The organism is Acinetobacter sp. 228 (assembly GCF_048147885.1).
The window spans coordinates 95,160-121,864 of sequence record NZ_JAYWYV010000002.1 but is presented as its reverse complement, the minus strand read 5'-3'; the positions used below and the strand labels follow the sequence as shown (position 1 = coordinate 121,864).

The following is a 26,705-nucleotide window of genomic DNA, read 5'->3' as shown; positions in this document are numbered from 1 at the left end:
TCTTGACAGATGAGTCCGAGGCTATACCAGGAACCGAAAATTTTAAGTTATTCCGCTTTAGACTGTGATTGAGATTCCGAGTTAGAGTCTGCTTTAGAGTCATCTAACATCTTTTGTTCATTAGACTTACGCCCAATTGGAATTTGACGTGACATATTTTCTTCATCAATGTTGCGTTTCAAGTCTATGGTTAGTAAACCATTTTCATAATTGGCCTGTTGTACTTCCATATTATCATCTAAACGCAGCGATAGTTTGAATGACCGCTTAGAGATTCCTTTATGTAAAAATTCAACCGTAGATTCTGAGCTTTCTTCTTCAACATTCCCAGTTATAACCAATAATTGATTTTCTACATTAATTTGAAGCTGATCTTCATTGAATCCTGCCGTAGCAACAGAAATGCGATAATCATTTTCTCCTACCTTTTCAACATTATAATAGGGATAATTAGGCGTAACTGTTTGCAGGGCATAGTCGAATAAATCATTGAAACGATCAAAACCCATGCTTCTGCGTAATAGTGGTGAAAGATTTGAATTGCTCATTAAAAGTTCTCCAAAAAAATATTAGAACCAGTATTTTTATACTGATATTCATAGATTTAATAAATACAGATAGAAAGCAATATCTAAAAATATTAGATTGCCTTTAATTAATATAAGGTAATAATATTTATACTCAATAATTTTAATGTTTAATAAAACATAATTTTGTAATATTTCTTATTAAATAATATTTATTGATTCCCTATTGAATTTAAAAATTTATTTAAAAAAAAATTTATTAATTTTATTCATTTAAATCAATAGCTTTAATCTTAAATAAATATTTATTAAAATATTAAAAAATAATTTTTTATTATTATCAATAATTTAATTAAATATAGATCTCGATTTTATATAAAAAATTATTTCCAATGCACTCACATTTATTTATTTATTTTTAAAAAAAGATGATGGCCTACAAAACATTCGTATCTAAAAATAAATCGGAATTTTTATTCAACACTTTAATTAATAAATAATATTAATTTTAAAATAAACAAATGTCTTATCATTATAATTATTATTAAATTAATTTTTTATATTTAAAAAATCACGACTTGAGTTTCTTGGTTTTTATTTTATAATTTATATTACTCTACATACTATAAGATGTAATTAAAGCAATACTTTTCTTTTAAATCTGCATTCTTAGCGAGTAAACCAAAGCACTGATGAGGGAGGAAAAATATCCTCATTTTTTTGCAATATCTTTTTATACATACGAATCGGAACGACTTAATCCAAAAATGATGGGGAAGTTGGTGAAATTGGTCTAGCTCATAAGAGTGAAGTGAACGTGGCTATATTAATACAGCAATTACTGGCTCACTTAACAAGGAGTGGTTGGAAACTCAGTTACTGTCTGTTCAGCAAGCAACGCTCATAGTTTTTTTAGTTCGGAACACATATTATGCTCGGAAACAATTCAATCCGCTAAAGTCAGATAAGGCACTTATGACACAGGCCCATCCTGGAAAAGTACTGTGGAGGGTTATAGCGGAAAAAGAGACATATTGAAAAATCTGTCTCAAGTCGCTGCTCTTGTACTTAAATTTCTACATTGCAAATAATGGACTAAATCCCTGTTTGCGTAACAATTTCCGATACATGCTTGAACTCCGATCTGCCGGAAAATGCGCTTCTAAAGATAAGTCCAAAGGTAAATATTCAGGTTTCTGGTTTTCCACAATGACACGATCTTCTTCAAAGATTTTCATATTAAATGCATAGGCATCTTCAACCGGTAAATCTTTATCATAATTGCGGCAAATAGGTGCAAAAAGTCGTGTTGAACGTGCAGTCATCGGTGAAGCCGCATTCATGATGACCTGCTTGGCATTATTCGGAAAATGAATCGTAAGGGTTGCAGTAAAGGGTAGGCTGACTTCGAAATGACGTAACCATTTAAAATCTTCTTGGCCACGCTGCTCGATTCCGATCGGATAACGTCCTACACTGCTGATGTAATCTGCGTTAAAACCGACCTCTGTTTCTGTCGTACTATACTCAGGAACTTCTACATCGTCCGGATCGCCAAAAGTATCTGGATGCACCCAGGCAAAATGTGCCACATCAATAAAACCTTCGAGCTGTCTTCCTGCAAAACATTGAATGTCTATCTGAGGACAGACCAGTTGCTGATACTCAGCATCATCCCAAAAAGGCATATGAGGAATATGAGGTTCTGCATCTTTTGTGGCACTTAACGAACACCAGATCAGACCATATTTTTCTACCGCAGCATAAGTTTTTAGATGGAAGCGCTCCGATATTTTATGCTGAGGATGGGCAGGAATACGGTTGCATTTACCTTCACTGCCAAAGCGTAAACCGTGATAACGACACACCACGCCCTGGCCGTCATTTTTCCCCAAGCTTAAAGGTACACCGCGATGCGGACATGCATCTTTCGCCACCACCAGTTCATCGTTCATTTTATAAATCACCAGCGGCATATCAAGCAGCATGCTACTTGTTGGCTGGTCTGTAATATCACGCGCAAGAGCAATCGGATACCAGTGCTGAGCCAAGAGATGCCAGTCATGTTCCTCGAATGTCATATGGACTGGTAAGTCGGGACTAAAAGTGGCGATATTTGTATTCATGGTGGATTCTGTTTCGTGACCTTTAGCTGGACTATAAAACAGCAATGTGTTCTATGAAATTTCAATTAACAGGACACAGGATTGCGTAAATCAGAACACTGACCGGCGATTGAAAACAAATAAACATCTTTCCAGTTTTTTTATATTCAACCACGCAAATATTGAGGTGGGATATTTCTAAGCTTAAATCTCGCTGAAAATATTTTTTTAAAAAGCGTGCTCTCAGTTTCAATGCTCTACTTTGGCGCATAAATTGCTTATCACGCGTATAGACCATTGATCATTTACTAGAATCGACAAGGAATTGATGTGACGACTAGCTACTTACGCGGACAAGAACTTATTGACAGCATTCGCAGTGCACCTTATTCGCGTGACCTGATTGGTTATCATGGCGAACCACCAAAAGTGCAATGGCCAAACGGCGCGCGTGTCGCGGTACAGTTTGTACTGAATTATGAAGAAGGTGGTGAAAACCACATTGAACATGGCGATACAGGGTCAGAACAGTTTTTATCTGAAATCATTGGTGCTGCCAGCTTTCCAGATAAACATATGTCGATGGATTCGATGTACGAATATGGTTCACGTGCAGGTTTCTGGCGCATTCATCAGGAGTTCCAGAAACGTGGTTTGCCGATGACCATCTTTGGAGTCGGTATGGCCTTAATACGTAATCCTTATGTAGTCGAGGCGATTAAAGCCGCTCATTATGATGTCGTTTCACATGGGCAGCGCTGGCTACATTATCAGGACATGCCAATTGAACTCGAACGTCAGTATATGGATCAGGTGATCAGTGTTCTGGAAAGCCTGTTTGATGAGGCACCAATCGGCTGGTATACCGGTCGGGACAGTCCGAATACCCGTCAACTTCTGGCTGAATTTCCTCAAATCAAATATGACGCTGATTACTATGGGGATGACTTGCCATTTTGGAGCACCTTGACTAATCAGGCAGGGGAAACACGTCCGCATTTGATTATTCCTTATAGCCTGGATAGCAATGACATGAAATTCAGTTCACCTGGCGGTTTTAATAGCGGGAAACAGTTTTATCAATATCTCAAAGATGCTTTTGATGTGCTCTATGCCGAAGGTGAAACTGCGCCAAAAATGCTGTCGATTGGCATGCACTGCCGTATTTTAGGACGGCCGGGACGTTTTAAAGCACTACAAAGGTTCTTGGACTACATTCAAAATCATGACAAGGTCTGGATTTGCCGCCGTGGGGATATTGCCGAGCACTGGTATAACCATCATGCGCCATAATCATAAAATATGTTTGGAAATATCAGTTTAAATGCTCTTTTTTGAGTCATGTACTTTATGAAAATCATGAAAACTCAGCTTTGGCACTATTATTGCAAAACTTGCCTTAAATAATCATTCCAGATAATCAGGCGATTGAATAGTGCAACTCTTTGAATTTAATCAAGCATCAACAGAAGAGGCGATGATCTTTTTAAAGCACTGCGTGCAAATACCCAGTTGGTCAACCGAGCTTGTCGCAAAGCGTCCTTATGCATCGCTTGAGGAGGTTTTGAGTGCAGCGCAACAACAAGCAGCGACCTGGAACTGGGATGAGATTAAAGCTGCGCTGGATAATCATCCCCGTATAGGCGAGAAAAAAGCACAAGCTGAATTAAGTGAAATAGAAAAAGACTTTTCCCATCATGAACAATCCGGCATTGCCGCAGATGATGATACCCGGCTTGCACTGCTTAAAGGCAATCTTGCCTATGAAAAAAAATATGGGTTTATCTTTCTGATCAAAGCCGCTGGATTGAGCAGTGAAGACGTTCTTCACGCCCTGACATCTCGCTTGCTGAATGATCCAGAGATTGAGAAATGTATTGTGCATCAACAACTGGCAGAAATTGCCTTGTCACGACTGGCTCAGGAGCTTCATGCATGATTAGCACACATATTCTGGATACGCATCTGGGAAAACCTGCAACAGACGTGGTCGTTCGACTATTTTCAGAAGACGGTCGCCTGATCAGGGAAGCAAAAACCAATACAGACGGCCGCGTCAGTGATTTTGGCATGGTCGATTTAAACACAGGTATCTATAGTCTTGAGTTTTTTACATCTGCCTATTTTGAAGGTTTGGGATTAGAAACTTTTTTTCCTAAAGCAGTCATTCATTTTTATATAAAAGATGCATCCCAGCATTTTCATATTCCTTTACTGATCAGCCCATTCGCGTACTCCACATATCGCGGAAGCTGATTTTATATTTTGACTTTGAGGTGAGAAAAATGACAGAACAAAGTAAAACAATATCACCTGAACATGAATATTTAGGTGCGGGAAAAAGTGCAGCTTATGGTTTGCAACACGTACTGACCATGTATGGTGGAATTATTGCACCACCTTTAATCGTGGGAACGGCAGCCGGCCTAGAAGCCTATCAAATTGGATTATTGATTGCAGCGGCGCTATTTGTGGGTGGTTTAGCTACAATTTTGCAAACCGTTGGGGTGAAATATATTGGCGCGAAATTACCTTTGGTGCAGGGAGTTTCTTTTGCCGGGGTTGCGACGATGGTGGCGATTGTGACTACAGGCGGTGGTTTGCAAGCCGTCTACGGTGCAGTCATTGTCGCCTCATTGATCGGTTTTTTTCTGGCACCTTATTTTTCCAAAATTATCCGTTTCTTTCCACCAGTCGTGACAGGCTGCGTCATTACTATCATTGGTTTGTCTTTATTACCTGTAGCAGTCCGCTGGATGATGGGCGGCAATCCCAAGGCACCAGAATGGGGAAGTGTCGAAAATATTGGTCTGGCACTCATGACTTTAGCTTTAGTCGTCTGCCTGAATTTGAGCCGACATGCTGCTATTCGTCGCTTGTCTATTTTACTGGCAATTGTTTTAGGTTCAGTACTGGCTTATTTATTCGGTTTTGGTGATTTCTCTAAAGTTGCGAATGGAACATGGATCCAGGTGCCCAGCTTCTTCGCCTTTGGACTACCGACTTTTGAGGTCACTGCCATTATTTCCATGCTCATCGTTACTCTCGTGATTATGACCGAAACCACAGCAGATATCATTGCAGTGGGTGAGATTGTAGGTACCCAAGTGGATGCGGATCGTATCTCGAATGGCTTGCGTGCCGATATGTTATCGAGTGCGGTGGCACCGGTTTTTGGTTCCTTCATGCAAAGTGCTTTTGCGCAAAATGTGGGTTTAGTAGCTATTACCGGAATTAAAAGCCGATTTGTGGTCGCTGCGGGCGGCATGATTTTAGTCGTGCTGGGTTTACTGCCAATTATGGGGCGTTTGATTGCCGCAATTCCTGTACCTGTACTGGGCGGTGCGGGTCTGGTGCTTTTTGGAACCGTTGCTGCGAGCGGAATTCGTACCTTGGCTAAAATTGATTATAACGAGCAAAAAAATCTTATCATTGTCGCGACGGCCATTGCAGCAGGCATGATTCCAATTATTGATCATTCCTTTTATGCCAACTTTCCAAAATGGGTGCAAACCTTATTTCATTCGGGGATCAGTTCAACCTGCTTAATGGCCATTTTACTCAACCTGTTATTCAATCATCTAAACTTATTTAAAAATAAAAGTACGGCAACAGCCAAAGTTGTGGCAAAGCTTCCACATTAGAAAGTTTAAACCAGATTGTAAGCAGCCCGGAAAATGGGCTATTTTTTTATCAAAAATTAAAAAAGTTGGCTTTGTTCTTGCTTAATTCAAAACGTGATTTTTTCATTCCACTGGGGACCCTTATTTATGAAATTCACTCAACTTACGGCTGCAACATTACTTGTATTAGGTGCGGCATCCGCACAGGCAAAACCGGTCTGGCAAGACTTCAGTGTCACCGGACTTTATGGGGAAAACTATGAGGTGGTCGATGAAAAACAGGCGACTGCCACCTTTGAGTATGTGGCAAAAGTAAAATATGCAGATGTATTTTTCTTCATTGACCGCATGCGTGGTGCAGATGATGTTAAATCCAGTTATTTTGAGTTTTCACCACGATTAAGTTTGGGTGAAATATCAGGCCAGAAGCTTGCCTTTGGTCCGGTTAAAGACGTATTGATTGCAACAACCTGGGAAGGTGGAGAGGGTTTTGATAATTTCCTGTATGGGGTAGGTTTCGATCTGGATATTCCATATTTCCGTTATGCTGGCATTCATCTTTATCGAGCTAATAATGAGAGTATTGAGGATGATTACCAGTTGACACTCACCTATGCCGTGCCATTCAAACTGGGTACTGAAGAATTCCTGGTGGATGGCTTCCTGGATTGGTCAACAGCAGAAGATGATCATAAAAGCGAAATGAACTGGACGACACAATGGAAATGGAATGTCGGCAAACACATTTCGCCAGAAACTAACCTGTATCTGGGGGTTGAACATTCTGTCTGGAACAATAAATTCGGAATCCCGAATGCTGATGAAAATAATGTCAGTGCTTTGGTGAAATATCACTTCTAGACAAAGTGATGAAGAAATAAGTAAAAGCCCTGATAAAAAGGGCTTTTTTAATATACTTAAAATACGATCTGGATGCTTTTAGGGAAAGGATGAACATCACAGTTTGATCCGCTACCTATACGCTCCACCACCACAAACTCACTGGGGGCTTCAAGCGTCAATAAAGGATGATGCCAGGTTCCGGCACGATAATTCACGCCTTGCGAACCATCACTGATAAATGCCTGAATCTGACTAATATCGGGCTGTGTATGATCAAGTTCAGGCGCTACAACGATTAAAAATTGCTGGCCATGCATTGGAATAAAAGCCTGTGATCCTAAAGGATGCCTTTCCAGCATTGAGATATGAAAAGGAATTGTCGTGGCTTGTATATTTCTAAAAATACTCATTCCGACCTTGGTATCACTTTCTACTTCAGCCAAAGCATGATAACGCTCAGTCTGCTGCTCATTGATATGAAAATAATGATTACCCTGACAGGCAATGACTTCTCCAAAAGGCAGAAAACTTTCAGTGCTTAAAGACTGTATTTTTATACTTTGCATAGACATATCATTCATCCTTCAAGCCAATTTACCCCAGAGCCGAATCCGGCTGATGCCACCGTCCGGAATCATGTTGACACGAATATGGGAAATTTTTTCGTGCTGTAAAATTTTATTGATGTAATGATGAATATGATCCATTTGCATGGACTGGGCTTCTAACAAAAAAGGCCAGAACATGCTTTGTGGAATGAGTTGCTCATCGGTTGCATCCTCAACATAGATGGCTTGAATAGAAACCTCGGCAGGGAAGTTACCTTTAAAATGGGCGGTATCAATTTCAATTTTCTCGATTCGGGCACTCGATCCTAAAGCCAAAATGCACCAGTCAAATCCTGGAGCACGACGCCGTTTGGTTTCCCAGCCATCGCCCATGTTAATGCCACGCCCCGGATTAATCAGGTTGCGTGGATGTCCAAAATGCGCATCGCTATAGGCAACGACACGACCACCATGTTCGAGAGCCAAGACATCCAGCACTTGATCACGATCTTGCAGATCGATTTTTACCTGGCCATAGACCTTAAAACGTGCAATCCCACCGTCAGGATAAATATTCAAACGGACATGGGTAAATATCTGCTTTGCTGAAATCTGAAAAATATGATGTTGACTGGGTCCCAGGACATTATTTTCCAGAATGCTGATCCATTCTGCCTGATCAAGATTTCCATCTGGCGCATAACATGCTTGCACAGCAGCAGAAGCCGGATAATTGCCGCTAAAAAAAGTCGTATCAATATCCAGTGCCTGGATTTGACCCGCAACAGCAAGTTTAATGATAGCCCAATCATAGCCCGCGTGGCGCTTGCGACGGGTTTCCCAGCCATCCATCCATTTGCCATGCTCATCAAACTTGTCTTCGATAAAGACCGGTGTCTCAAACTGCAACATGCGTTTCGCTTCAGCAAAAAACTCATCTGAACATTCAAGAATTTCTGCGCCAATTCGCGCATCTGCAAGGTTAGTTAACTGCTGTACTGGAGCAGGCAGATCAAAAATTGGAGCTAATAAGGTCGCCATCTTAAATTTCCATCATCATTGTTATACGTCACATGAATATGCATTTTTATAAACCCAGATTTGATTCTGTATTTATAAAAACAGGACATTGAAGGAATTTAAAAGCACAGCGTATGCCAACTTTCGCAATTTTTTTAGTGCATCTTTTTTCAAGGATGGCACGTTTTTAGCATTTTAGCTGGCAATGAAGATGAAATAGCCAGGAGAAATAGATGGAAATTGCAATTATTGGGGCAGGTATGGGCGGATTAACCACAGGAATTGCACTAAAAAAGTTCGGACATCAAGTCACCATCTATGAGCAGGCAGAACAGATTTTACCTGTCGGTGCTGCAATTTCCTTGTGGTCAAACGGGGTGAAGTGTTTGAATTATCTGGGCTTAACTGAGCAGGTTGCAAAGCTAGGTGGCCAGATGAATGACTTAGCCTATATCGATGGTTTGAATGGTGAGGTCATGACGCAGTTTAGTCTGGCGCCGTTAATTGAAGAAGTCGGTCAACGTCCATATCCGGTATCGCGTGCTGAATTACAAAATATGTTAATGGATGAGTTTGGCCGGCAGGATATTCAGCTCGGTAAAAAAATGGTGTCTATTGAGGATAAGGGGCAACACGTCGAAATCGGTTTTCAGGATGGCAGCACTGCTTCTGCAGCATTATTGATTGGCGCAGATGGTACCCATTCCATAACGCGTCAGTATGTCTTGGGCAAACAGGTTGAGCGTCGTTATGCCGGTTATGTGAACTGGAACGGACTGGTTGAGATCTCTGAAGATTTAGCGCCTGCACAGCAGTGGACCACGTTTGTCGGTGAAGGCAAACGTGCTTCACTGATGCCTGTGGCAGAGCATCGCTTTTATTTCTTCTTTGATGTGCCATTGCGCGCAGGTCTGGAAAATCAGCGTTCGGAATATAAGACCCTATTAAAGCAATATTTCTCTGGCTGGTGCCCACAGGTTCAATACCTGATTGAGAGTATTGATGAGCAGAAAACCAATCGTGTCGAAATCCATGATATTGAGCCTTTTACCCAGTTTTATAAGGGCCGTGTGGTAATTTTAGGGGATGCGGCACATAGCACCACACCGGATATCGGGCAGGGAGGTTGCCAGGCAATGGAAGATGCGGTCTATCTGGCACGTGCCTTACAAATTAATACGCTAGGTCTGGAAGATGCCCTGAAACGTTATCAGAATAAACGCAATGAACGCGCCAATGAATTGCTGCTACGTGCACGTAAGCGTTGTGATGTCACGCATATGAAAGATGAGCAAATTACCAAAGACTGGTATGCAGACCTGCGTAAAGAGCAAGGCCCACATATTATGAAAGGCATTATTAGCAATATTGTGGGTAATCCATTGGATTAAGCCTCATTAATGGCATCACATATCTAGAAACCGCGATTTTAACCATCGCGGTTTTTTTATTTAAGTATGAAAATACTACAGTTGCTGCACCTTGCTTTTTAAGGCTTCCATTTGTTCAATAATATGTTTGATCATCAACTGGGAAACGCGTGAAATCTGGCGTTTAGGCGCCACACAGAGGGCAATGGTCAGCGGATGCAGCCCTTTTTCAGTGACAGGTTTAAAGACCACTTCATCTCGCTCGACATAGGGTAAAACATCGAGATAACTAAAAATTCCAATCCCGGAATTCGCCTTAATGAGAGTATTCATCAGACGGATATCATTCGATTCCGTTTTACGTGCAGGTATAAATTGATGATGTTTATACAGTGCCTGTACATAATCATGAATAATCAGGGGTTCGGCCGGAATAAAATGGTTGTCATTCAAGGTATCGGAAAAACAGATCTTTTCTGCTTGAGCAAGAGGATGTGATTTACCCATCACAAAACCTAAAGGCAGTTCCAGAAAATGAAGGACTTCAATATGTTGATGGGACTTTGGATTCAGGATCAGGCCAAAATCCAGTTCTGCCTCAATCACTTTTTTGGCTACAATTTCACTGTCTGCGACCCGGATATTAAAATTGATCCAGGGATAATGTTCATACATATATTGCATGGACTGCATGACAAAACCATCATTTAAGGCAGAAATTAAACCGAATTCGATGGTCCCACGCGTAAGTCCCTGAATTTCATCAAAGCGAATCCGGGTTTGCTGGAATTCTTTTTGCCATTTCATAACATCGGCATAGAGTAATTCGCCCGCCAGTGTCAATTTTAAACCATTGGGCAAGCGCTCAAATAACACAATTCCCAGTTCTTCTTCAGCCAGAGCAATTTGCCGATGTACTGCAGACACGGAAATGAATAATTGATCTGCGGCCTTGCGTAAACTTCCCGTTTTCGCCACCGCGAGAAAATATTCTGAAAATCGGGAAAAAGGCGTATTCATTAATTTACTCAAGCGAAGAACCACCGTTTATTCATATCAATATTTGAGATAACCGTAATTTATGCGAGTTTTATGCCAAAGAAGGCAGCTTTAATCGGCAAGTATATTTGTACATGGTTGACGTGTTCTAATTTTAAGAATGAATAGTACGAATCATTCTAATAGACAGAATGACAATAAATTAAGTAATTTCAATCATAAGCAAAGCCAAAATTGCACAGTTCTGCAATGTTCAAGGCCTGTAAAAAGAGACCATCCACAGTAAAAATATAGGTTTGATATGAACGCCATTCCAGTCATCAATTTATTCAACAAACCCTGCTATAGCCAGATTGATGATCAGGACTGGGACATTCTGGCTCGTCACTGGTATCCGGTTGCACGGATTCAGGACGTTTCTACCCAACCGCAACAAGTGACCCTGCTTGATGTCAAACTGGCATTGTACAAAACAGAAAGTGGAGATATTCATCTGGTCCGTGATCTCTGTCCACACCGGGGTGTACCCTTAACCAAAGGCTGGGTTTCGGGTGAAAATCTGGTCTGTCCTTATCATGGTCTACACTACAATGGCCAGGGAAAATGTATCAAAATTCCTGCACAACCCGAGCTGACCAGTATTTCTGAGCGCTTTTCTCTGACTAAATTTCCTGTAGTGGAAAAATATGGCTTGATCTGGACCAGTATTTTTAGCCGTGACGAAGCAAAAGCCAATTTTCCTGTTTTAGATACCTGGGAGATGCCAGAACATCAGGCAATTTTACCGCCGTTTGTCGATATTGCCGGCTCAAGTGGCCGTCAACTGGAAGGCTTTATTGATGTTGCACATTTTGCCTGGGTTCATCAGGGGTCTTTCGCAGATCCTGAAAATCAGGTTGTACCCAAATACACGACAGAACGTACAGATTACGGCCTGCATACCGAATATGTTAGCAGTGTCAGCAACTATCCACATGGTATGCAAGATTTGGCACCGGAAGGCTTTTTGTGGAAACGTGTATTTGATGTCTATCCACCGTTTTCTGCAGTACTTACCGTACATTTCCCAGAACAGGGACTATTAAAAATTCTCAATGCCTGTTGCCCGGTCTCACACAATAAAACCCGTTTATTTGTGCCACTGACACGCAACTTCGATACCACAGGAGATTTACAGGCGGTATATGACTTCAATGCACAAATTTTTGCCGAAGATCAGGACATGGTGGAAAGCCAGAAACCTGAAGAATTACCGCTCGATATTTCCATGGAAGCACACTTTGAAGCGGATCGTTCTTCAACCACCTACCGTCGCATCTTAGCTGAGTGGGGATTAAGTAAACGTTATGTTGTCTAATATATCTTAAAATTTAAAAATATGGATTAAATTTTGAATAAAAACCCTATATTTTAATATAGTGGTTTTTATTTATATTTCTTTAAATGATAAAAATATTATTTATACCTCCTTATTCTTTAATTAAAATTGATTAATATTGTCAAAATTTGGAAATTAAAATAAATCAATCTAGGCAAGCTTCAATTAGCTAGTTCCAACTTCCTTCAATGAGGAGAGAAAAGAATAATATCTGTAAGACATCAATATTTCGGTGCATTAAAGCTAAATCCAATTATTAAAAAACCATTAATCTATTTTAATATTAATAACTTATATTAAAAATAACTCCATTCCATCAATGAAGCTCAATACATGGTTCTATCATCTACATTTATCTTTGCTCATGAAAAATATGAAGCTTGGATTAAAAAAAGGAATGCGCAAATTAAAGGCATTTTATTTTATCGCACCACTAATAAGCAAAAATAAAAAATAAATCCATTTTATAAATTAAATTCCCTATCAATCATAAAATAAGCTTTTATAAATTTAATATCATCACGCTTTAATTAAATCATAAAAATAAAAACATCTTATTTTAAAACCATATTTTTATTATTTTTGATAAAAACTGGAATGCTTATTGCTAATTATATATTGAACAGACTGAGCACATTTAAGTGAAGTCATTTTAAAGCATGTGTTGCATGACACAGAACAACCAAGAGCAGAATAGAATGAAAGAAAAAAATAGCTTGAAAACCGGATTGAAAAAATTGGTAGGGGTGTTAATTACAAGTGGTGTAATGGGCATGGCCGCTGTCGCCAATGTTCAGGCCCAAGATAAAGCTGCATTTGTTTATATTGGCCCAACCAGCGACCATGGCTGGACTTATTCTCATGACCAGGGTCGTATCAAGGCTGAAAAAACACTAACTGGAAAATATAAAACCTCTTATATCGAAAATGTCCCGGAAACAGCAGATGCCGAACGGGTGATCCGTAACCTGGCGCAGCAAGGCAATAAAGTTATTTTTGCGACTTCATTTGGTTATATGAATGCAATGGAGAAAGTATCCAGGCAATTTCCAAATACCGTATTTATGCATGCAACCGGTTATAAGCAGGGCAAAAATTTAGGGGTATATGACGTACGCACCTATGAAGGTGCTTATATGCTGGGTGTAGTCGCCGGTCAAAAAACCAAAAATAATGTTTTGGGCGTAGTTGCGTCTTTTCCGATTCCTGAAGTTATCCGTAATATCAATGCCTATACCCTCGGCGCACAAAGTGTAAATCCAAAAATTAAAACCAAAGTCATTTGGGTGAATTCATGGTTTAACCCGGGTAAAGAACGTGACGCAGCCCTAGCTTTGATTGCTCAAGGCGCGGATGTACTGATGCAAAATACCGATTCTCCGGCAGTGGTACAGGCGGCTGAACAAAAAGGTGTCTTTGCTTTTGGCTGGGATTCTGACATGAGCAAATTTGGACCTAAGGCGCATCTTGCAGCATCCGTTCTACATTGGGAAAAAATCTACACTCCGGTAATGACACAAGTCAGCAATAAAAACTGGAAACCAAGTGCCATGTGGTATGGCGTAAAACAAAAAGCAGTAAATATCGAAAGCTTTGGTCCTTCAGTATCTGCAGCCTCTAAAGCAAAAGCGCTGAGTGTACGTGATGGCCTTTTAAAGGGCACAGTACATCCATTTACTGGTCCGCTTCATAAACAGGATGGCACATTGGTATTGGCAAAAGGCAAGCGCCTAGATGATGCAGCACTAAGTAAAATGAATTACTACGTGAAGGGCGTAGAGGGCTCATTACCTAAATAAAGCTTTGTCATTTTGCAATTCAAAAAACTTTAAATACTTTGATGTACTTTTCTGCATCCATTTGCATGCCTGACAACCATCGATGGATGCTGCATTACTACAGCATTGAATAGGGCACTGATGATGACCTCTCAACACGATAGATCTGCTCATATACAAAAGAGGAACATGGCTTCTTCAGGTGTACCGCGTTTACAGCTGATTAATATCTGTAAAAGTTACAATTCACTAAAAGCAAATGACCAGATTCATTTAACCGTTCAACCTGGGCAGATTCATGCCATTTTGGGTGAAAATGGTGCAGGCAAAAGTACTCTGATGAAAATCATTTATGGGGCAACCAAGGCCAATCAGGGACAGATCCTCTGGAATGGTAAAGAAGTTCATATTGATAATCCGTCGATGGCAAGAAAGCTCGGGATTGGCATGGTCTATCAGCATTTTTCTTTGTTTGAAACCTTGACCGTGGTGGAGAATATTTCGCTGGGACTGGATGAAAAGATTCCTTTAAAAGCTCTAAGTCAAAAAATTATTGCAGTCTCAGAACAATATGGTTTACCGATTGATCCACGCCGCGAAGTACATTCTTTATCGGTAGGTGAGCGGCAACGTGTCGAAATTATTCGTTGCCTTTTACAAAACCCGGCTTTAATCATTTTAGACGAACCCACCTCGGTACTGACACCACAAGCGGTACGGCAACTGTTTAAGACCTTGCGTTTATTGGCCTCCCAAGGCGTTTCAATTTTATATATCAGTCATAAATTACATGAGATTAAAGAACTCTGTGATGAAGCGACCATCTTGCGCAATGGCCGTGTGACCGGAAATATTAATCCCAAAGACAACAGCACCAGTGATTTAGCGCGCTTAATGATTGGCCGTGATTTACCGACCTATGTACGCCCTGAATATACAGGTGAAAAACAGGTGCTGTTTCAGGTCGAGAATCTCAATTACCAGTCCGATGATCCATTTGGTGTGTCGCTGAAAAATATCAATTTAAATATTTGTGCCGGTGAAATTGTAGGAATCGCTGGGATTTCCGGCAATGGGCAAGCAGAATTGCTGTCTTTATTGTCGGGTGAAAATAGCCTGAAACATGGCAGGATGGTTCTGGATCAAATCGATATTTCCCGATTCAGTCCTGGACAACGGCGTGACTTGGGTCTGGGCTTTGTACCTGAAGAACGTCTTGGACGCGGTGCAGTCCCGAACATGACGCTGTCCCAGAATGCCTTGCTGACTGCATTTCGGCAGAATCTGACGCAATGGGGATTAATCAAGTTTGCACAATGTAAGCTTTTTGCCCAGCACTGTATTGAAAAATTCGGGGTGAAAGCCAGTGGCCCAGAGGCAGAAGCACGTTCCTTGTCCGGTGGAAATCTACAAAAATTTATTGTAGGCCGGGAAATTCTGCAAAACCCGAAATTCCTGATTGTGGCTCAACCGACCTGGGGCGTAGATGTCGGCGCGTCCATGTTTATCCGGCAAACCCTGATTGATCTCTCTCGACAAGGTGTTGCCATTTTGGTGATTTCAGAAGAACTCGAAGAGCTGTTTGAAATCAGTGATCGTCTCTGCGTATTGGCCAATGGTGAACTATCTCCAGCCATACCTACCCATGGAACCAATACTGAGAATGTTGGAGTCTTGATGTCAGGTATTCCAAGCCATGACACTGCGATCATAGTAGAGGAGCAGCAGGCTCATGCTTAATACAGTCAATAATAAATCTATAAATTGAGAGGAAAGCGACATGCATTTACTGGAACCGCGTGAACATCCATCTCAAATCATGAAGTGGCTTTCACCGCTCATTGCGCTGCTGGCCATGCTGATTGTCGGGAGTATTCTGTTTTTAATGTTGGGGATTAATCCCGCGCAAGCCATGTACATTTTCTTTATTGAACCGCTGACATCATCTTATGGCTGGAGTGAGCTGGCAGTGAAAGCCGGGCCTTTAATTCTGATTGCCTTGGGACTGGCGGTCGGATTCCGCGCCAAATTATTCAATATCGGTGCTGAAGGTCAGCTTACCATCGGGGCAATTTTTGGCGGTGGTATTGCGATTTTATTTCATGATCAAATCGGCTGGTGGATTCTCCCGTTAATGATCGTCATGGGCGCACTTGGTGGGGCACTCTGGGGTGCAATTCCTGCCTTACTGAAAACCCATTTTAATGCTGAAGAAACCCTGACCACCCTGATGATGAATTATGTTGCAGTATGTGTGTTGCTATACCTGGTCAATGGTCCCTGGCGTGATCCTGAAGGGATGAATTTTCCACAATCAGTCGTTTTTAGTGAGAGTGCGACGCTGCCATTCATTGTAGAAGGCACACGCATTAATGCCTCTATCTTTATCATTTTTTTTGCAGTTTTCCTGTTTTGGGTCTTTATGCGTAAAAGTCTGACGGCCTATAAACTGGAAGTCAGCGGTCAGGCACCTTTAGCTGCAAAATACGCAGGTTTTTCTTCCTCCAAAGCCATCTGGATGAGTCTGGTGATTTCCGGAATGATGGCAGGTATTGCCGGACTCTGTGAAGTGGCTGGACCTATTGGTCAGCTGAATCCGAACCTGTCCCCAGGTTATGGCTATGCAGCGATTATCGTGGCCTATCTCGGGCGTTTGAACCCCATCGGTATTGTGCTGTCAGGCTGTTTTATGGCGCTGATTTATCTGGGCGGTGAAATGGCACAAATGCAGCTCCAGCTTCCGGTCGCGATTACCGGTATCTTCCAGGGTCTGCTGTTATTTTTCCTGCTGGCTTCCGATGCATTAATTGAAAACCGTTACCGTTTTAGCAAAAAAATGGCGCCACCAGTCCCTCAGCCCACAGCAACCACCCTCTAACCCAATGTTGTCTACAGCAAAAGGAAGCATGATATGGCTTTAGAAATAACTGCAATTCTTGCAGGTACTGTTGCGGCAGCAACACCACTGATTTTCGCAGGTCTGGGGGAATTGGTCACACAGCGGACTGGTGTGATTAATCTTGGAGTAGAAGGGATGATGCTGGTCGGTGCAATTGCAGGTTTTGCCTTTGCTGCGCAATATGATGCCAGTGTGTTAAGTGCCTTATTGATGGGTGGTCTGGCAGGCATGCTGATGGCCCTGATTTTTGCCTTTTTTACCTTGTCTTTAAGTACCAATCAATCCGCGTGTGGTTTGGCTTTAACCATTTTTGGACTCGGTATCTCTGCATTTTTGGGTCAGAACTACGTCAGTATGGCTTTACCGGGTCTGGCTAATTTTAATATTCCACTATTAGCGGATATTCCAGTATTGGGTCCGATTTTATTCCAGCAAAACTATGTGGTGTATCTGTCCATCTTGAGCTTTTTTCTGGTGTGGTTTGTCTTGGCAAAAACCCGTCTGGGCTTATTGCTTAAAGCAGTTGGAGAATCACCGGAAAGTGCGCATGCCATGGGTTATCACGTGTTGGCGATTCGTTATGGCGCAGTGCTATTTGGCGGTTTGATGGCAGGGGTTGGCGGGGCATTTTTATCAACCGTGTATACACCAATGTGGATCGAAAATATGGTGGCTGGTCGCGGCTGGATTGCCATTGCACTAGTGGTGTTTGCGGTGTGGAAACCCACACGTTTAATGCTCGGTGCTTACCTGTTTGGTGGCGTCACCATTTTACAATTTCACGCCCAGGCGCTTGGAATCAAGGTGCCGAATGAGCTGCTTGCCGCATTGCCCTATATAGCCACCATTGTGGTGCTGGTCATGATTTCGCGGAATAAAAGAGTGTTGAAAATGAATTTACCATCTTCTTTAGGCAAAACCTTCGTGCCATAACCGCAGCCATTCATCATAAATAGAAGAGATTTGAGTATAAATCATGAAAATTTTAACAGCTTCCTATGTCCTCACCATGAATGTGCAGAATGAATGCATTAAAAATGGCGCGATACTGATTGAGGGCGAACAAATAAAAGCAGTGGGTACATTGGCACAGTTAACTCAATGCTATCCACAGGCGCTCATTGAGGATTACCCACAAACAATCCTGATGCCGGGCTTGATCAATACCCATTGTCATTCCGGTTTATTGCGTGGCACGGCAGAAGGATTACCAGTGTGGGATTGGTTACAGCAGTATATTGACCCGATGCACCGGGTACTGACACCAGAGGATGCGAAGATTGCCTCTTATTTGTGTTATGCCGAGGCACTTTACAATATGGCTTGAGCGTACGCTCAATTCAAGATCTCGTTGCAGCAAGTATCGGCGGTCAAAGTGTAGGCGAGACTCTAGAAGGTGACCGACGCTTTGATTTTGTGGTTCGTTTAAGTGATGAGGACCGTAATCTTGCAAGTGTTGCTCAGTTGCCCTTACAGCTTCCAAATGGTGGACAGATTGTATTGGCGGATGTTGCGATGGTGAGTACGATTGAAGGTGTGAATCAGGTCAGTCGTGAAAACGGTAAGCGTCGTATTGTCGTGACGACCAATGTTGACGGGCGTGATTTAGGATCATATGTCGCAGAACTACAAAAGCAAGTGAAAAATTATGAGCTGCCAAGTGGTTACTGGATTGAATATGGTGGGCAATTTGAAAATCTGGCTTCAGCCAGATCACGTATGCAAATAGTGATTCCACTTGCCTTACTGACAATCTTTATTCTACTTATGGTTGTTTTCCATAATGTTAAAGAAAGCCTTCTTGTTTTTACCGGTGTACCTTTTGCGTTGACAGGTGGAGTATTGTTCCTTTGGCTTCGTGATATTCCATTATCGATGTCAGCAGGTATTGGATTTATTGCATTGTCAGGTGTCGCCGTACTGAATGGACTTGTAATGTTGACGTTTATTAAAGAGTTAAGACATCAATACAGTTTAGAGGAAGCCGTGTGGAGAGGGGCGATCTTACGCTTACGCCCTGTGCTGATGACCGCTTGTGTGGCTTCACTTGGTTTTGTACCCATGGCTCTTGCCACAGGAACTGGTGCGGAAGTACAGAGACCCTTGGCAACTGTGGTGATTGGCGGGATTATTTCATCAACTTTGCTTACTTTAGTCCTGTTGCCGATACTGTATCTCTGGATAAATAAGCACCAACAAAACTCTAAACTATTGGTGCAACAGGAATATTAACACTACGAATTAGAGCTTATAAAAGATAGGCATTATAGAAACCTGTTAAATAATTATTTCTATCAGTGCCATCTTTTATTCAAAACTGCTTAAAAACAAGCTGACCCTAAAATATGTCGGCTTGTTGCTACGGGGAGGGTGGCTGAACTATTTATAAGCAATGTTTCATTGGGAACCAATTAGGTTAAATTTAAACAGGCTTCTATCGGGTGGGTGGCTTTGATCAATAATTACCAGATTTGATTAATGATTTATTCTTATACATATTTTCATCTGCTTCAATGATGGCAGTTGATAACCCATATGTCGGATTACGCATTGCCAGGCCAATTGCAGCACTAATACCAGCTTCTGCGAAAGCCTTTTGAATTCTTGATACAAGTCTTTTAGCATTTTCCAGATTGGTTTCTATGCTGAGTACAGCGAACTCATCACCACCTAAGCGAGCAACAATATCATTGCTACGGACTATATCTTTTAGCGTGAGTGCCATTCTCTGGATTAGATCATCACCCACCGTATGTCCCAGGCTATCATTTGTAATCTTAAGATCATTAAGATCTATCATTAATACAGCTGTAGGATGCCCATAGCGTTTGCACCGCTCTTCTTCTAATTCAATTAAACGGTCCCAAGCACGACGATTAAAAAGCCCAGTCATTGGATCAGACAATGCTTCCAATTCAAACCGTTCAGCTCTACGCACATGTTCAGCCGCTTTTAATTCAGCCTGAATCGTATAACTAAGCACTTTGGCTATGAGGTCGAATAGTGGAGTATCTTCAACAAGAATTTTAGATTGAGGTTCAGGATCAATCGCACAGAGGGTACCAAACAGTGAGCCATCTTCTTTTAAAAGAGGTTGACCAATATAGGCTTGAATAGTAACTAGCTGATTTATTGGTGCATTCGCATATATTTGAATATCAGGTGAATAGGGAACTATACGCGGCGCATTATTTAGTACCATTTGTGAGCAGAAAGAATCAGCCCAATTAAACACTTGCCCAGGCTTAATGTCATAGCCATTGTCTTCACTCAACAGTACAATCCAGTCATTACCCTCCGTACGGGTAATCATCCATAACTTAAATCCAAATCGTTGAGATAAAAATTTTAAAATGGCCTGGCCAGCTTCTTCAAAATTCTTGAAATTTGCATTGTGCATAGAGAGAACCTATTTCCGTATAGTCTGATAATTTACCGTTATTCTAACCAACCCTGATATTCACCAATAATTTAATTTACTAGAAAAAAAGCTAAAATACTGTTTTGAAAGGAGTTCTATATATTGGCTAGCATTGAATATTCTTAAGATGTTTATAATAGCTTAAAGTTAAATTTAGATCTTTTAGGAGGCTCTCTTTTGTGTATTCAGAGGACTCTAGCTTAAGCATATTAGATAAGAAATTGGTTTCAAATTCACGAGGATAATCTTCACATAAAATTATTTTCTTCGTTTCAACTGAGATAATATCTGATTCAAGCTGATTTATAAAACCAGCGAGAGTATTTTCTGATTGTTCTATGGACGTAATAATTGGCTTTACCTTATCTTCAGGCTGTGATCTCTGGCAAGTACAAACGGAAAAGGATAGCAGTAAAACAGGTAAAAGGTTCACTTTCATGGTCTATTCTTCTCTATCATTTTAATTAAAGTATAACTATTATTTATTCAAATAAAACCAAGTATTTGCATCAGGTATTTTCAACTTATGCTCAAAATAAAGACGCAAATTTCCGGAAATGTTCAATAGCTTTCTGATTAAAGGTCATTTTTCATTTGACCTTAAACCAATGATGTTATTTTGATGTTACAAAATAAATAAACTCAACCAATTAGAGTATTCAAATTATGAATTTACAGGTTTATCAGGAATATTTACAATATTCTTCGAATACTGCTGCATATTTTTTTAATTGCTAAAGTTGAATATCAACACCATATATTTAATTTTGCCCCTACTAAGTCACCTTCTCAAGTCTCAAACATAATTGAATAGGTTGATGATATTGATCAAATTGATTTCGCTTATATTAATTTTCAATCTAATAAAAAATCAAAAAAAAAATTGTTCTCCAAGAGAATTTTATAATTTAAAACCTTGTAACGCTTTAATTATAGGTCTTTCTTTCCGAATTATATAAAATATAGCTGTAGAAGTCGGAGAGCTTCCTAATGACAAAAATTGAGATCTTATTAATTATTGTAGCTGTCATGATTATATCCATGATGATTTACGCCGTAGGACAAACATTCAATTAGGTAAAGCCACTCGAAAGAGTGGTTTTTAATATCGAACATATAATGTATTTGTAATATACTGCTATTCTAATTAACTCAGAATAATCGTATAAAATATATTCTAATGAGATTAAGAATATAACTATGATGACTAAAATAGAAATATTTATATCCATATTGGCGGTGATAGGGATTGCCAGTACTATTTACATGGTTTGCCAACCGGTTAACTGAATTATTTGATCTTGCACGAGATTTTCTAAAGAGAGATTTTTGGTTGTTACGTGTAGTATCAATTTCAGTAGAATTTTGGCCGATCTAACATAATCTTACAAAGTTGTTTTCTCATTCCTTAGTATAAGTTGAAATATAATGTAAAGTTTCGCCCTTGTGCAAAGGGGAACATCATGAAAAATCTAGGTTTTTTTAGTTATTGCAATGTTATTTGGTTGCACTGAAAAAGAGTTTGATGATCCACCCTCAGATTCAAAAGTTGCGAATGAACAAAAACTCAGTGCTATAAGAGAAATAACAAAAAACTTCATTCCTAATCCAGATTCTGCGGTAATGCTCCCTGCAAATAATTGAGTTTAAAAGTAGAAAATCGAATAATCTTTATCCAAGGAGATTTTCTATGAAAATATCTAAATATTCAGACAGCTTAATTATGAGTATTTTGAAACAAGCTGAAGCAGGAACACCTGTTCCAAACCTTTGCCGTGAGCATGGAATGAGCACCGCAACTTTCTATAAGTGGAAGTCTAAATATGGCGGGATGGATCTTTCCATGATGACTAGGCTTAAAGAATTAGAGGCTGAAAATGCCCGTTTAAAACGTATGTATGCTGATGAGCGGCTTAAATCTGACATTTTACAAGATGCTCTTTCAAAAAAGTTTTAAGGCCAGTTCAGCGGAAGTCTCTTGCACAGCAGGCTGCTGAGCAGTTTAAGATTTCTATCAGCATGGCCTGTTTAATTTTTAATGTTAGCCAAACCTGTTACCGCTATAAAGCTCTTTTGAAAGAGGAAAATGTTCAAATCGCTGAGTGGTTGATTAAGCTAACAAATGAAAATAAAACGTGGGGTTTTAAACTCTGCTATCTGTATTTGCGCAATGTCAAAGGTTATGGATGGAATCACAAACGCATATATCGGATCTACAAAGAGTGGTGGCAGTCCAAATGTAAGGCATATATGAAGTTATTGTTTAGTACACTTCGTTTAACTTATGTTTACCTAAAGACCACTTCATAATTTAATTTAATTAAAATTCTATATATTACAAAAATTTATGTGTATTTTTATAATTTTTCAAAAAATCTACTTCATGAACCTAGCATATTCAAGTTCTTATCTGATTTATGCCTCGCTCAGATAAAATGATGTAAGTAAAAGTCTCTTGATCGTTTTTAAAATTATTTTTAGTGATCAGAAGCCAGCAAATAAAAAAGCTTCTCAATTGAAATCACAAAAATATTTAACTCAAGGTCAGATATACCGACTAAAATTTAAAAGAGATCACAGTTCTGCTGTAATCTCTTTTCATGTCTAAATTTTAATTAAGATTGTGATGTTTCAAGCTGAGCAATAGGTTCTACTTTTAACGTTGCTTGACGATTTTCATAAATAACTTTTGCCAACAAAGCAAGGAATGAAATTGCTGCAGGTATTGCCAATAGAAAGAAAATCTGTGCCAGTCCAAGTTCATAACTAAAAATCAAAGAACCATAAAAAGCGCCAAGAATTGCACCTGTACGTCCAATACCATGCATCCATGAAACTCCTACTGCACGGCAGGATGTCGGATAAGTAATGGCGGCAAGTGGTAATAAAGAAGATTGTGCACCAGCCAAAAGAGCACCGATCAGAAAAATTGTTATTCCCAGTAAGAGCACATGAGTATGTACCAAACCTGCGATAATGAAAAATAGAACAGCAATGAGATAAGAATATTTTATCACTTTGGTGGGTTTTACTTTATTCATATACCAGCCCATGATGATGGCGCCGACAACGCCACCAAAAGGAAAAATCGCAGCAATTAAACTAAATTGCTGTGTCGTGAGTCCTGCTGTTTTTAAAATGGTCGGCATCCAGCTGGTTAATAGATAAAAGACCAATAGGCTAGTAAAACAGCACACCCATAAAAAGATCGAATTCCAGCGATAACCAGCCCAAAGTGCTTTAACCGGATTTTCTGTGGTTTCGCATTGAGACTCATCCAAAGATAGTTTAGCAGTAGGGTTTAAACGTTTACCTTCGATCTGACTAAGAATGACACATGCTCGATCATACTGATCACTCTTTACTAAATATTGCACAGATTCAGGCAATTTCATGCATAAAATAACTGCGAGTACAAGAGGAATAATACCGCCAATCATAATGACAATTTCCCAGCCAAAATGATCGAGTAAATAAGCTGAAAGCACCCCACCAAAGGAAATTCCAAGCATAAAGCCACAACCCGCCAGACCTGTTAAAAAGGCCTTACGTTTTGCAGGCATATATTCTGAAACCAAGGTACTAATATTCGGCATAGCAGCACCTAGCCCCAGACCCGTAATAAAGCGATAAAGCATCAGTTCGTAAGTGGTGTTAGCAAAACCACATAAAATTGTGAATCCTGAAAACAGTACACATGTACTGATGATTAAACCTTTACGACCAAACTTGTCTGCCAAGGGGCCTGAAAATAGTGCACCTAAACACATTCCTATGAGTGCAGCACTCATTACTGGCGCAAGCGCAGGCTTACTGATTCCCCAGTCTTCAATGAGCTGAGGTGCAATAAAACCAATAATACCGGTATCTAAACCATCACAAAAAAAGACCAAAAAGCCGAAAGCAAACACCATCCACTGGAAAGGGGAAAGTTTCTCTCGGTCAATAATATGCTGTGGTTGAATTATTCGCATGCTCACTCCTTCGTTCTACTATTTCTAATTGATGATGAAAACAAAGCGTGAAAAAAAAGTGCACTTTGTTTATTTAACTTTGATTGAACAAAAGAATAGAAATTTCCACTATCCAAAAAATCGCAGCTATGCATCCATTTTTAGTATTTATAACTATATATATGATTTGAAATAAATTTTCAGCTATAAGCTAGAATCTGTCACGTTAAAAACTTCATGAAAACGGATAAAACGTACAAATTTTATGGATAGTTTTTGGGGGTTTTAACCTACAAGATAAATTCAAGATAGAGGAGATCAGAAAATGACAGGTTCTTATATTGCGATTGAAAACGGGGATAAAAAATTCAATGCTTATCTTGCTGTGCCAGAAGCTGGCAAGGGTCCAGGAATTGTTTTATGTCAGGAAATCTTTGGCATCAACAGTGTAATGCGTGAAAAAGCAGATTTCCTTGCGGAAGAAGGTTATACCGTATTGGTTCCAGATTTATTCTGGCGTACTCAGGCAGGCATTGAACTGGGTTATACCGAAGCTGATTTCGCAAAAGCATTTGAGCTTTATCAAGGCTTTGATGAAAATCTTGGTATTGAAGATATTAAAGACACGCTTGCCACCTTAAAAACTTTAGATGTATGTGATGCAGAAGCCGGCTTAGGTGTCGTTGGGTATTGTCTTGGCGGTAAATTAGCTTACTTGGCTGCGTGCCGTTTGCCTGAAGTGGCATGTGCTGTGGGCTATTACGGCGTCGGGATCGAAAATAACCTGGATGAAGCGCGGAATATTCAGGGCAAGCTTGTGTTACATATGGCTGAACTTGACCAATTCTGTTCAGCTGAGGCACGTACCCAAATCACCGATGCATTATCAGCACATAAAAAGAATGTGAAAACATTCCTTTACCCAAATGTTGATCATGCCTTTGCCCGCCCACATGGTGATCATTACCACAAACCAAGTGCTTTAATTGCCCATGAACGTACAGTCACTGCATTACGTAAAGCGATTGGTCCTGAGTATGACTTGGAAGCGCTGTGGGAAGATCACTGCAAATATGAATTTGAAACCCGTGATGTCCCCGCAACGATGGCGACTATGGTGGCAGAACCTTACGTGAACCACATTCCAACCTTAACAGGCGGTGTGGGTTATGCACAGTTATCACGTTTTTACCGTCACCATTTTGTACACAATAATCCGCAAGATATGAGCTTAATCTCGATTTCCCGTACTGTGGGTGTCACACAAGTAGTAGATGAATTCATCATGCGCTTTACTCATGATCAGGAAATCGACTGGCTTATTCCTGGCATCAAACCCACCGGAAAATTTGTCGAAATTCCAATGCTGGGTGTTATTAAATTCCGTGGTCCAAAATTATGTCATGAGCATATTTACTGGGATCAGGCGAGTTTGTTGGTACAGCTCGGTTTAATCGATCCGACAGGTTTGCCCGTGGCAGGTGCAATTACTGCACACAAACTTCTTGATGAAACCTTACCTTCTAATGAATTAATGCCAACCTGGTCATCAAGTGAAGGTAAACCAATTGACTGATTTGCCTTAAGGCATTACTGAATGGGTAGATCAGTCGACCTCAGCAAGGCTGATCTGCTCCTTAAAATTCTGGAGTAAATATGAAAAAAACAGAACGTTTCTTGGCAGAAGAAGCAGATAAAAAACAACTTCGCGCTTTATTGGGTCAGTTTGCAACAGGCGTAACTGTGGTGACAACCACTGGTCAAGACGGACGTAAAGTCGGTATGACGGCAAATTCTTTTACATCAGTATCTTTAGAGCCACCCTTAATCTTATGGAATATCGCAAAAACGGCAACAAATCTGGATGATTTCCGTGAATGTGAGCATTTCGCCATTAATATCTTAAATGATCAGCAGGAGCAAACTTCTAACCATTTTGCCAAATCCGCAGCTGATAAGTTTAATTCAATTGATCAGGTAGAAGATGTTCTAGGTATTCCTGTGTTATCTGATGCATTAGCAACTTTAGTATGCAAAAACTACCAATGGGTTGAAGCCGGTGATCACTACATTATCCTCGGCCAAATTGAACACTGCAGCATGAATGTCGGAAAACCTTTGTTATTCCATAACGGTAAATACCATCAAGCACAGCTTCATCCTGTCCATTTGGAACAATGTGCTTGATTAACTCTATTCTTATCTAAATCAATTTAATTATTTACAGGCATTGCGCTTTGA

The 26,705-nt window shown here is 40.3% G+C and carries 20 protein-coding genes and 3 pseudogenes; 16 read left to right on the top strand and 7 right to left on the bottom strand.

The annotated features are described in order from the left end of the window. Positions 1 to 47 precede the first annotated feature (47 nt). Both VXQ92_RS02015 and VXQ92_RS02010 read right to left on the bottom strand, forming a co-directional pair. Entirely contained in the window at positions 48 to 548 is a 501-nt protein-coding gene (locus tag VXQ92_RS02015; RefSeq protein ID WP_064101534.1) for an Hsp20 family protein, read from the bottom strand. A 1,055-nt stretch (positions 549 to 1,603) separates the two neighbouring features. Beyond that, positions 1,604 to 2,653, bottom strand: a complete 1,050-nt coding sequence (locus VXQ92_RS02010; RefSeq protein ID WP_416680135.1) for a Rieske 2Fe-2S domain-containing protein — start codon at positions 2,651 to 2,653, stop codon at positions 1,604 to 1,606. Between the two features lie 309 nt (positions 2,654 to 2,962). Here VXQ92_RS02010 and puuE point away from each other — a divergent pair, with 309 nt between their 5' ends. The 5 genes from puuE to VXQ92_RS01985 all read left to right on the top strand — a co-directional run bounded on the left by puuE (position 2,963) and on the right by VXQ92_RS01985 (position 7,116). Continuing rightward, positions 2,963 to 3,925, top strand: a complete 963-nt coding sequence (puuE, locus tag VXQ92_RS02005) for an allantoinase PuuE (RefSeq protein WP_416680134.1) — start codon at positions 2,963 to 2,965, stop codon at positions 3,923 to 3,925. 142 nt (positions 3,926 to 4,067) lie between these two features. Next, positions 4,068 to 4,571, top strand: a complete 504-nt coding sequence (uraD, locus tag VXQ92_RS02000; protein ID WP_064101531.1) for a 2-oxo-4-hydroxy-4-carboxy-5-ureidoimidazoline decarboxylase — start codon at positions 4,068 to 4,070, stop codon at positions 4,569 to 4,571. Next, positions 4,568 to 4,888 (top strand): hydroxyisourate hydrolase, encoded by a 321-nt coding sequence (gene uraH / locus VXQ92_RS01995; protein ID WP_064101530.1) that lies wholly within the window; start codon positions 4,568 to 4,570, stop codon positions 4,886 to 4,888. Before uraD ends, uraH begins: the two co-directional genes overlap by 4 nt. A gap of 29 nt (positions 4,889 to 4,917) precedes the next feature. Continuing rightward, positions 4,918 to 6,276, top strand: coding sequence for a nucleobase:cation symporter-2 family protein (locus tag VXQ92_RS01990; protein ID WP_416680132.1), 1,359 nt, complete (start codon positions 4,918 to 4,920; stop codon positions 6,274 to 6,276). 126 nt (positions 6,277 to 6,402) lie between these two features. Then, the gene (locus VXQ92_RS01985; protein ID WP_416680131.1) at positions 6,403 to 7,116 is read left to right on the top strand and encodes an outer membrane protein OmpK; all 714 of its coding nucleotides are present in this window, start codon (positions 6,403 to 6,405) and stop codon (positions 7,114 to 7,116) included. A 56-nt stretch (positions 7,117 to 7,172) separates the two neighbouring features. On the opposite strand, the gene VXQ92_RS01980 is transcribed toward VXQ92_RS01985, so the two are convergent. Together VXQ92_RS01980 and alc are read right to left on the bottom strand one after the other, a co-directional pair. After that, positions 7,173 to 7,670 (bottom strand): ureidoglycolate lyase, encoded by a 498-nt coding sequence (locus VXQ92_RS01980; RefSeq protein WP_064101527.1) that lies wholly within the window; start codon positions 7,668 to 7,670, stop codon positions 7,173 to 7,175. 12 nt (positions 7,671 to 7,682) lie between these two features. Next, positions 7,683 to 8,687: an allantoicase gene (gene alc, locus VXQ92_RS01975; RefSeq protein ID WP_416680129.1), complete on the bottom strand. Its 1,005-nt coding sequence runs from the start codon at positions 8,685 to 8,687 to the stop codon at positions 7,683 to 7,685. A gap of 212 nt (positions 8,688 to 8,899) precedes the next feature. Here alc and hpxO point away from each other — a divergent pair, with 212 nt between their 5' ends. After that, positions 8,900 to 10,057, top strand: a complete 1,158-nt coding sequence (gene hpxO, locus VXQ92_RS01970) for an FAD-dependent urate hydroxylase HpxO (RefSeq protein WP_416680128.1) — start codon at positions 8,900 to 8,902, stop codon at positions 10,055 to 10,057. A gap of 75 nt (positions 10,058 to 10,132) precedes the next feature. Here the strand turns inward: hpxO and VXQ92_RS01965 are convergent, their stop codons facing one another. Beyond that, positions 10,133 to 11,056 carry a LysR family transcriptional regulator gene (locus VXQ92_RS01965; protein ID WP_416680127.1) on the bottom strand — a complete coding sequence of 308 codons (924 nt, stop codon included), beginning with the start codon at positions 11,054 to 11,056 and terminating at the stop codon, positions 10,133 to 10,135. Positions 11,057 to 11,336: 280 nt separating this feature from the next. On the opposite strand from VXQ92_RS01965, the gene VXQ92_RS01960 reads away from it, so the two are divergent. From VXQ92_RS01960 to VXQ92_RS01930, 7 genes and pseudogenes are all read left to right on the top strand, one after another. Then, on the top strand, positions 11,337 to 12,392 hold the full coding sequence (locus VXQ92_RS01960; RefSeq protein ID WP_416680126.1) for a Rieske 2Fe-2S domain-containing protein: 1,056 nt from the start codon (positions 11,337 to 11,339) through the stop codon (positions 12,390 to 12,392). 719 nt (positions 12,393 to 13,111) lie between these two features. Continuing rightward, positions 13,112 to 14,212, top strand: a complete 1,101-nt coding sequence (locus tag VXQ92_RS01955; RefSeq protein ID WP_416680125.1) for a BMP family ABC transporter substrate-binding protein — start codon at positions 13,112 to 13,114, stop codon at positions 14,210 to 14,212. 120 nt (positions 14,213 to 14,332) lie between these two features. Further along, on the top strand, positions 14,333 to 15,931 hold the full coding sequence (locus VXQ92_RS01950; RefSeq protein ID WP_416680124.1) for an ABC transporter ATP-binding protein: 1,599 nt from the start codon (positions 14,333 to 14,335) through the stop codon (positions 15,929 to 15,931). Between the two features lie 40 nt (positions 15,932 to 15,971). Beyond that, positions 15,972 to 17,069 (top strand): ABC transporter permease, encoded by a 1,098-nt coding sequence (locus tag VXQ92_RS01945; protein WP_416680122.1) that lies wholly within the window; start codon positions 15,972 to 15,974, stop codon positions 17,067 to 17,069. Positions 17,070 to 17,102: 33 nt separating this feature from the next. Further along, positions 17,103 to 18,023, top strand: coding sequence for an ABC transporter permease (locus VXQ92_RS01940; protein ID WP_416680120.1), 921 nt, complete (start codon positions 17,103 to 17,105; stop codon positions 18,021 to 18,023). A gap of 43 nt (positions 18,024 to 18,066) precedes the next feature. Next, positions 18,067 to 18,402 (top strand): annotated as a pseudogene (locus VXQ92_RS01935) (imidazolonepropionase-like domain-containing protein); the annotation flags it as partial. A 2-nt stretch (positions 18,403 to 18,404) separates the two neighbouring features. Continuing rightward, positions 18,405 to 19,322: pseudogene (locus tag VXQ92_RS01930) on the top strand (efflux RND transporter permease subunit); the annotation flags it as partial. Positions 19,323 to 19,545: 223 nt separating this feature from the next. Here the strand turns inward: VXQ92_RS01930 and VXQ92_RS01925 are convergent. After that, entirely contained in the window at positions 19,546 to 20,490 is a 945-nt protein-coding gene (locus VXQ92_RS01925; RefSeq protein ID WP_416680119.1) for a diguanylate cyclase, read from the bottom strand. A 1,711-nt stretch (positions 20,491 to 22,201) separates the two neighbouring features. Between VXQ92_RS01925 and VXQ92_RS01920 the strand changes: the two are divergent. Then, positions 22,202 to 22,734: pseudogene (locus VXQ92_RS01920) on the top strand (transposase); the annotation flags it as partial. A 392-nt stretch (positions 22,735 to 23,126) separates the two neighbouring features. Here the strand turns inward: VXQ92_RS01920 and VXQ92_RS01915 are convergent. Continuing rightward, positions 23,127 to 24,485, bottom strand: coding sequence for an MFS transporter (locus VXQ92_RS01915; protein WP_416680118.1), 1,359 nt, complete (start codon positions 24,483 to 24,485; stop codon positions 23,127 to 23,129). A 304-nt stretch (positions 24,486 to 24,789) separates the two neighbouring features. Between VXQ92_RS01915 and VXQ92_RS01910 the strand changes: the two genes are divergently transcribed. Together VXQ92_RS01910 and VXQ92_RS01905 are read left to right on the top strand one after the other, a co-directional pair. Beyond that, positions 24,790 to 26,040 carry a dienelactone hydrolase family protein gene (locus VXQ92_RS01910; RefSeq protein ID WP_416680117.1) on the top strand — a complete coding sequence of 417 codons (1,251 nt, stop codon included), beginning with the start codon at positions 24,790 to 24,792 and terminating at the stop codon, positions 26,038 to 26,040. An 80-nt stretch (positions 26,041 to 26,120) separates the two neighbouring features. Next, a complete protein-coding gene (locus VXQ92_RS01905; RefSeq protein ID WP_416680116.1) occupies positions 26,121 to 26,651 on the top strand; it encodes a flavin reductase family protein in 531 nt (176 codons plus the stop codon). Positions 26,652 to 26,705: the final 54 nt, after the last annotated feature.

What these genes read in the sequence shown, in the direction of transcription:
- VXQ92_RS01990 (WP_416680132.1), top strand. Translation starts at nt 4,918, where the DNA reads ATGACAGAACAAAGTAAAACAATATCACCTGAACATGAATATTTAGGT.
- VXQ92_RS01960 (WP_416680126.1), top strand. Translation starts at nt 11,337, where the DNA reads ATGAACGCCATTCCAGTCATCAATTTATTCAACAAACCCTGCTATAGC.
- VXQ92_RS01915 (WP_416680118.1), bottom strand. Translation starts at nt 24,485, where the DNA reads ATGCGAATAATTCAACCACAGCATATTATTGACCGAGAGAAACTTTCC.
- VXQ92_RS02010 (WP_416680135.1), bottom strand. Translation starts at nt 2,653, where the DNA reads ATGAATACAAATATCGCCACTTTTAGTCCCGACTTACCAGTCCATATG.
- VXQ92_RS01945 (WP_416680122.1), top strand. Translation starts at nt 15,972, where the DNA reads ATGCATTTACTGGAACCGCGTGAACATCCATCTCAAATCATGAAGTGG.
- VXQ92_RS01925 (WP_416680119.1), bottom strand. Translation starts at nt 20,490, where the DNA reads ATGCACAATGCAAATTTCAAGAATTTTGAAGAAGCTGGCCAGGCCATT.
- VXQ92_RS01910 (WP_416680117.1), top strand. Translation starts at nt 24,790, where the DNA reads ATGACAGGTTCTTATATTGCGATTGAAAACGGGGATAAAAAATTCAAT.
- VXQ92_RS01905 (WP_416680116.1), top strand. Translation starts at nt 26,121, where the DNA reads ATGAAAAAAACAGAACGTTTCTTGGCAGAAGAAGCAGATAAAAAACAA.
- VXQ92_RS01950 (WP_416680124.1), top strand. Translation starts at nt 14,333, where the DNA reads ATGATGACCTCTCAACACGATAGATCTGCTCATATACAAAAGAGGAAC.
- uraH (WP_064101530.1), top strand. Translation starts at nt 4,568, where the DNA reads ATGATTAGCACACATATTCTGGATACGCATCTGGGAAAACCTGCAACA.
- VXQ92_RS02015 (WP_064101534.1), bottom strand. Translation starts at nt 548, where the DNA reads ATGAGCAATTCAAATCTTTCACCACTATTACGCAGAAGCATGGGTTTT.
- alc (WP_416680129.1), bottom strand. Translation starts at nt 8,687, where the DNA reads ATGGCGACCTTATTAGCTCCAATTTTTGATCTGCCTGCTCCAGTACAG.
- VXQ92_RS01985 (WP_416680131.1), top strand. Translation starts at nt 6,403, where the DNA reads ATGAAATTCACTCAACTTACGGCTGCAACATTACTTGTATTAGGTGCG.
- hpxO (WP_416680128.1), top strand. Translation starts at nt 8,900, where the DNA reads ATGGAAATTGCAATTATTGGGGCAGGTATGGGCGGATTAACCACAGGA.
- VXQ92_RS01955 (WP_416680125.1), top strand. Translation starts at nt 13,112, where the DNA reads ATGAAAGAAAAAAATAGCTTGAAAACCGGATTGAAAAAATTGGTAGGG.
- VXQ92_RS01980 (WP_064101527.1), bottom strand. Translation starts at nt 7,670, where the DNA reads ATGTCTATGCAAAGTATAAAAATACAGTCTTTAAGCACTGAAAGTTTT.
- VXQ92_RS01965 (WP_416680127.1), bottom strand. Translation starts at nt 11,056, where the DNA reads ATGAATACGCCTTTTTCCCGATTTTCAGAATATTTTCTCGCGGTGGCG.
- VXQ92_RS01940 (WP_416680120.1), top strand. Translation starts at nt 17,103, where the DNA reads ATGGCTTTAGAAATAACTGCAATTCTTGCAGGTACTGTTGCGGCAGCA.